6 protein-coding genes are annotated in these 5,699 nt (G+C 74.4%); 2 read left to right on the top strand and 4 right to left on the bottom strand.

Annotated features, from left to right (window positions below):
• A partial coding sequence (locus E1283_RS30475) for an MFS transporter (protein ID WP_132821405.1) occupies positions 1-587 on the bottom strand: 587 nt, incomplete at its 3' end.
• 69 nt (positions 588-656) lie between these two features.
• Between E1283_RS30475 and E1283_RS30470 the strand changes: the two genes are divergently transcribed.
• Positions 657-1,121: a helix-turn-helix domain-containing protein gene (locus E1283_RS30470; protein ID WP_132821404.1), complete on the top strand. Its 465-nt coding sequence runs from the start codon at positions 657-659 to the stop codon at positions 1,119-1,121.
• A 91-nt stretch (positions 1,122-1,212) separates the two neighbouring features.
• Positions 1,213-2,046 carry a LamG domain-containing protein gene (locus E1283_RS30465; protein ID WP_165956303.1) on the top strand — a complete coding sequence of 278 codons (834 nt, stop codon included), beginning with the start codon at positions 1,213-1,215 and terminating at the stop codon, positions 2,044-2,046.
• Here E1283_RS30465 and E1283_RS30460 read toward each other — a convergent pair.
• From E1283_RS30460 to E1283_RS30450, 3 genes are read right to left on the bottom strand one after another with little or no spacing between them, the layout of a single operon-like run.
• Entirely contained in the window at positions 2,039-4,537 is a 2,499-nt protein-coding gene (locus E1283_RS30460) for an ABC transporter permease (protein ID WP_207930587.1), read from the bottom strand. The genes E1283_RS30465 and E1283_RS30460 overlap by 8 nt on opposite strands.
• Entirely contained in the window at positions 4,537-5,274 is a 738-nt protein-coding gene (locus tag E1283_RS30455; RefSeq protein ID WP_132821402.1) for an ABC transporter ATP-binding protein, read from the bottom strand. The genes E1283_RS30460 and E1283_RS30455 overlap by 1 nt, the downstream gene beginning before the upstream one ends.
• Complete coding sequence (locus E1283_RS30450) at positions 5,271-5,558, bottom strand: hypothetical protein (protein WP_243745212.1); 288 nt, start codon at positions 5,556-5,558, stop codon at positions 5,271-5,273. The genes E1283_RS30455 and E1283_RS30450 overlap by 4 nt, the downstream gene beginning before the upstream one ends.
• Positions 5,559-5,699: the final 141 nt, after the last annotated feature.

The following is a 5,699-nucleotide window of genomic DNA, read 5'->3' as shown; positions in this document are numbered from 1 at the left end:
GCGGGGGAGGCGGTCCGGCGGCCGAGGACGGCGAAGAGCAGGGCCGAGAGGAGGTAGCCGGCGATGTCAATGGCGAGCACGGCGCCGATTCCGGGGCCGGCGAGCAGCAGGGCGCCGAGCGGCGGGGCGCCGAGCCGGAGCAGGCTGCCGGCCAGCGAGTCCAGGGAGTTGGCGGCGGCCAACTCGCGCTGCCCGGTGCCGACGACGGCGGGGACGAGGGCGCGGACGGCGGGTCGCTGCACGGTGGCGGCGACGTTCTCGCCGAACACCGCCAGATAGATCAGCCAGACGTCGGACGCGTCGTCGACCAGGAGGAGCAGCGAGACGGCGGCGGCGCAGGCCAGTTGGGCCAGCCACAGGGCGCGGGTCAGTCGCACCCGGTCGAGCAGCACCCCGGCCCAGGGGCCGATCAGCAGCCCGGGCGTCGCCTCGACGGCGACGGCGAGGCCGGTGGCCGTGGCGGATCCGGTGAGCTGGTAGACGTACACGGGCACGGCGACGAGCAGGAGCCAGCTTCCCAGGCCGGCGACGACGGAGCCGGTGAGCAGCAGTCGGTAGGCGGGGTCACGCAGCACGGTGGTCCTCACCCGACAGAAACTATCCTCACAGGATAGTTCGCGGCAATAATTTTCGGTGAAGATATTTCAGGAGGTCAGATGGAGGGCGCGGAGCTGGGCCGGGAGCTGCGGGCACGCCGGAAGGCGGCCGGGCGGACGATCGCCTCGGTGGCGGCGGACGCCGGGCTCTCGGTGCCCTACATCGCCAACCTGGAGAACGGGCGTGGCAACCCGACGCTGGCCGCGCTGACCCGGCTGGCCGAGGCGCTCGGCGCGCGGCTCGCCGTCACGCTCACCGAGGCCGAGGCCGAGGCCGGGGATGGGGACGGGGCCGAGCGCTCCGGCGCCGGAGCGGACGACGCCCACGCCGCGGCGGCCCGCCGACTGCTCGCGACACCGCGCGCCCGCGCCGTCGTCGCGGAACTCCCGGGCGACGACGACCAGTTGCTCACCGCGCTGACGGCGATCGGCGCGGCGACCGGCCGCGAGCCGACGGAGCGCGATCTGGACCGGCTGCTCGACCTCCTGCTGCTGGCGGCGACGGAGCGGACGCAGCCGTATTGACATGGGCTCGTCACGACTCAACGATGGTGAAAGCTGGGAGGTGTTGTTCGCTTCTGTTCACCCACCGCCGTCATCCGCCTGGAGGTCAACGATGACCGAACACACTGCGTTAAGCCGCCGCCGGCTGCTCACCGGGGCCGCGACCGTCGCCGCCGCGACGGCCGCCGGCAGCCTCGGCACGGCAGGAGAGGCCCACGCCGCCGAGACCTGGGAGACCGTGCTCAACACGGACTCGTTCGCCAGCTACCAGTCCCTGGAGGCGAACTGGAACTACCGCTACCCCTGGGGCTCGGACCACAACGGCAGCGCCCGCATGTACGCCAGCGCCACCGACCACAACCACGTCTTCCTCTCCGGCGGTGGCGTGCTGACGCTGCTCGCCACCCGCATCACCTGGGACGAGGGCACCAGCGGCGCCGACCCCCACCTGCCGATCCGCTACCACTCGGGCGCGATCCACGCCAAGCACCAGATCACGGTCACCAACCAGTTCCCCAACTACGAGGTGAAGGGCGAGTTCCAGGCGCCCAGCGCGCCCGGCACCTGGCCGGCGTTCTGGCTGACCGGGGTCAACAGCTGGCCGCCGGAGAGCGACATCCTGGAGTTCAAGGGCGACAACCGCAACTGGTTCAACACCTTCCGCACCTCCTCGGACGTCTCCAGCACCATCGTCCCGGTCTCGTCGCCCGGCGGCTGGCACGCCTACCGGGCGTGGATCACCAAGGTCAACAACACCGACGTGGACATCCACTACTACCTGGACGACACCTGGAAGGCCGTGCACCGCGGCGCCGGCTTCGTCGGCAAGCCGCTGTGGCTGATCTACAACCTCCAGATGGAGGGCTCCTCCGGGAACTCGGGCCCGACCTCCGACACCTACTACCGGGCCCGCAACGTCTACATCGGTCGTACCAGGGTCAGTTGACGCCCGTCGTCACCGCCCGCAGCGCCATCCGGGCCGGGATCGCCGTGGCCAGCAGCGTCAGGCCGACGACCGCCGCCACCAGCAGCGCGTAGCCGGTCGGCGCGACGGCGGGGGCGACCCGGCCCGTCATCCCGGCGCTGAGCGCGGCCAGCGTGGCCAGCGCGATGCCCGTGCCGAGCAGCACCGCCGTGGCCGCCACCGTCAGCGACTCCAGGCGCAGCATCCGCAGCACCTGCCGCCGGCTGGTGCCGATCAGCCGCAGCAGCGCGAACTCGCGGGCCCGGTCGGCGGTCGCCATCGCCAGGGTGTTCACGGCGGCGATGGTGGTGAAGGCCAGCACCAGACCCATGCCGAGGAACGCCACCTCGGCGTCGGCCCGCCGGCCGGCCGCCACCCGGTCCGCGAACGCGCCGCCGTCCCCGACCGTCAGCCCGGGGAACTCCCCCACCGCGGCGGTGAGTCGGTCGTGGTCGACGCCGGACACCAGCACGGCCTCGGCCAGCGGGTTGTCCACGTGTGCCGCCACCAGGCCCTGGTCCAGGATCAGTTCGCCGAAGCCGAGCCGCCGCTCGTAGACCGCCACCACGGTCAACTCGACCGGGGTGTTGTCGCCGAGCACCAGCGGGAACGTGTCGCCCGGCCGCAGCCCGTGGTGGTCGGCCACCAACTCGCCGACCGCCACGCTTCCCTCGTCCAGCTCCGCCATCGACCCGGCCGTGACGCCGAGATCCAGGGTCCCGGCCAGCCCGGGACCCGGGGTGACGCCCTCGGCCCGGTACCTGTCGAGCCCCGGGGTGCGCACCTGGGTCCGCAGCACCTCGGTGACGCCGGCCACGCCCGGCTCCGCGCGCAGCCGGTCGGCCGCCGCGCCCGGCACGCCGAGGCCCGTCGAGGTGACCACCGCGTCGGCCACCACCCCGTCCCTGGCCTCCCGTTCGGCCGCCGCGCCCAGCGTCGTCTGCCCGAACACGATCACCGCGGCCATCGCGACCAGCAGGGTCAGCGGCGTGATCACGGCCGCCAGCCGGGTCGCCCCGGCCGACGCGTGGTGCGCGGCGAGGTGCCCGGACACCCGGGAGAGCCGCAACGGCGCGCCCAGCGCCGCGAACGCGACCCTGGCCAGCACCGGGCCGAGCAGCGCCACCGCCACGCACAGCACCAGCACCGCGAGGTAGGTGACGGGGGTCGCCGCCGGCTCGGTGCGCAACGCCGACAGCACCACGAGCAGCACCACCCCGCCCACCAGCACGAGACCGCCGGCGAGCAGCCGCCCCGGCGCGGGGCCGCGCACGTCGGCCGCCGACTCGGCCAGCGCCTCCACCGGCCTGATCCGCGCGGCCCGCCGAGCGGCGAGCCGGGCCGCGAGCCAGGCGGCGAGCAGCGTCGCCACCACGGCGGCCACCGCCGGGAACACGCTCCGCACCGGCGCCAACGTCTCGGGCACCGCGCCGAGTTCGGTGAACCGCCGGTGGATCAGGCCGCCGAGCGGCTGCCCCGCGAAGGCCCCGAGCACCCCGGCCACCGCGCCGACGACCAGCGCCTCGCGGCCGATCAGCCGCCGCACCTGGCGCGGCGTCGCCGCGACGGCGCGCAGCAGCGCCAACTCGCGGTGGCGCTGCCGGGTGGCGAGCGCCAGGGTGCCGACCACCACGAGCACCGCGACCAGCAGCCCGGTGCCGCCGATCGCCCCGCCCATGCTGACCAGCCGGACGCGGGCCTGCGCCGCGTCGAGGAACTCGACCTCGCCGCGCTCCCCGCCGGTGTGCACCAGGGCGGTCGTCCCCGCCAGCGCCTCGCCGAGCCGGCCGGCCAGTTCCTCGGCCGGGACGCCGTCCACCGGGACGACGCCGACGACCGTGTCCCGGCCGTCGTGCCCGGCCAGCCGCCGCGCCTCGTCCTCGGCGAAGAACACCGCCGCCTGCTCGGTGACCGCGCCCTCGGCCACGCCGACCACGGTGTACTCGGCCGGCGCGTCCGTGGCCTGCACCGTCACCACGTCTCCGACGCCGATCCCGCCGCGCCGCGCCAGCCCGCCGTCCACCACGATCTCGCCGCGGGCCTCCGGCGCCCGGCCCTCGCCGATCACGAACGGCGTCAGCGCGGCCGAACTCCAGGCGTGACCAAGCGACTCGGGCCCACCGCCGACGCCGACGAGCGCCGCGGGGAACGTCACCTCGGGCAGCACGGCGCCGACGCCGTCCACGGCCGCGATCGTCTCCGCGGTGCCGGGCGGGAGCCAGGCGCGCTCGGCCACCGGCTTGGCCTTGTGCTTGACCTTGTCGCCCTTCCGCTGCTCGTGGTGCACGTTCTGGTCGGCCGCCACCACGACCGGCGCTGCCCCGTACCGCTCGGTGCGGATCTCGCCGCGCAGCCCCGTCTCCAGCAGCCCGCCGCAGGCCGTCACCAGCGCGGCGGCGCAGCACAGCGCGAGGAAGGCCCCGACGAACCCGGCCCGGCGGGCCCGCAGCGTCCACAACGCGTAGCGCAACATCAGGCCCACGCCCCGAGCCGCGTCATCCGGTCCGCCACCCGCTCCGCGGTCGGCTCGGCCAACTCCCCGACCAGCCGCCCGTCGGCGAGGAACAGCACGGTGTCGGCGTACGAGGCCGCCACCGGATCGTGGGTGACCATCACCACCGTCTGCCCGCCGTCCCCGACGATGCCGCGCAACAGCTCCAACACCGACTTCGCCGTCATCGTGTCCAACGCCCCGGTCGGCTCGTCGCCGAAGATCACGTCCGGGCGGGTGATCAACGCCCGTGCCACGGCCACCCGTTGCTGCTGTCCGCCGGACAGCTGCGCCGGCCTGACGTCCCGCTTCTCCAACAGCCCCACCCGCGCCAACACCTCGTCGACGCGCCGCCGGTCGATCCGCCGCCCGGCCAGCCGCAGCGGCAGCTCCACGTTGTGCCGCACGGTCAGCGCGGGCACCAGGTTGAACGCCTGGAACACGAACCCGACGCGCTCCCGCCGCAGTTCGGTGGCCCGCCGCTCGCTCAGCCCCGACACCTCGGTGGAACCGAGCCACGCCGTCCCGGACGTCGCCCGGTCGAGTCCCGCCGCACAGTGCAGGAACGTGCTCTTGCCCGACCCCGAGGGGCCCATCACGGCGGTGAAGCTGCCGCGCGGTATCGCGACGCTCACCCCGTCCAGGGCCCGGACGGCCGAGCCGTTCCGCCCGTACACCTTGCTGACGCCGTCCAACCGCAGCGCCGGCCCGTCACTCATTCCGTCGTTCCTTCCGTGTGATCGTCGCCCGGCGCGGGGAACGCGAGCAGCCGCGTGAGCACCGTCCGCGCCTCCGGCGGCGTCTCGCCGTCGGGGCGCTTGTAGCGGTTGAGCAGCGCGATGTACGCCTCGAAGAACTCCCGCAGCTCGTCAGGCGTCAGCCGGATCGTGCCGCGCGAGTACGGGAACGCGTCCGCCCAGCCGTCCTCGGCCGGCGGCCGCGTCTGGAGCCGTTCGAACATCCGCAGGTCGGCGACGTACGCCAGCCGGTTCATCTCGTCCACCACGGCCCGGGTGCGGTCGGGGTGTCGATGCCGGGCACCGGCTGCTCGGCCGAGACGGCGAGCGCCCGCAGGTTGCCGGCCTCGATCTGGTCGCGGAAGTCGTTGTAGCCGCTGATGCCGATCTCGACGGTGTCGGACAGC

The organism is Streptomyces hainanensis (assembly GCF_004348415.1).
GTDB classification, from domain to species: Bacteria; Actinomycetota; Actinomycetes; order Streptomycetales; family Streptomycetaceae; genus Streptomyces; species Streptomyces hainanensis.
Note: the sequence above shows the minus strand (reverse complement) of the source record. Positions and strands in the feature narration are given on the sequence as shown.

Bases quoted from the DNA above. Each gene is read 5' to 3' on its own strand.
- E1283_RS30460 (WP_207930587.1), bottom strand. From the start codon at position 4,537: ATGTTGCGCTACGCGTTGTGGACGCTGCGGGCCCGCCGGGCCGGGTTC.
- E1283_RS30455 (WP_132821402.1), bottom strand. From the start codon at position 5,274: ATGAGTGACGGGCCGGCGCTGCGGTTGGACGGCGTCAGCAAGGTGTAC.
- E1283_RS30465 (WP_165956303.1), top strand. From the start codon at position 1,213: ATGACCGAACACACTGCGTTAAGCCGCCGCCGGCTGCTCACCGGGGCC.
- E1283_RS30470 (WP_132821404.1), top strand. From the start codon at position 657: ATGGAGGGCGCGGAGCTGGGCCGGGAGCTGCGGGCACGCCGGAAGGCG.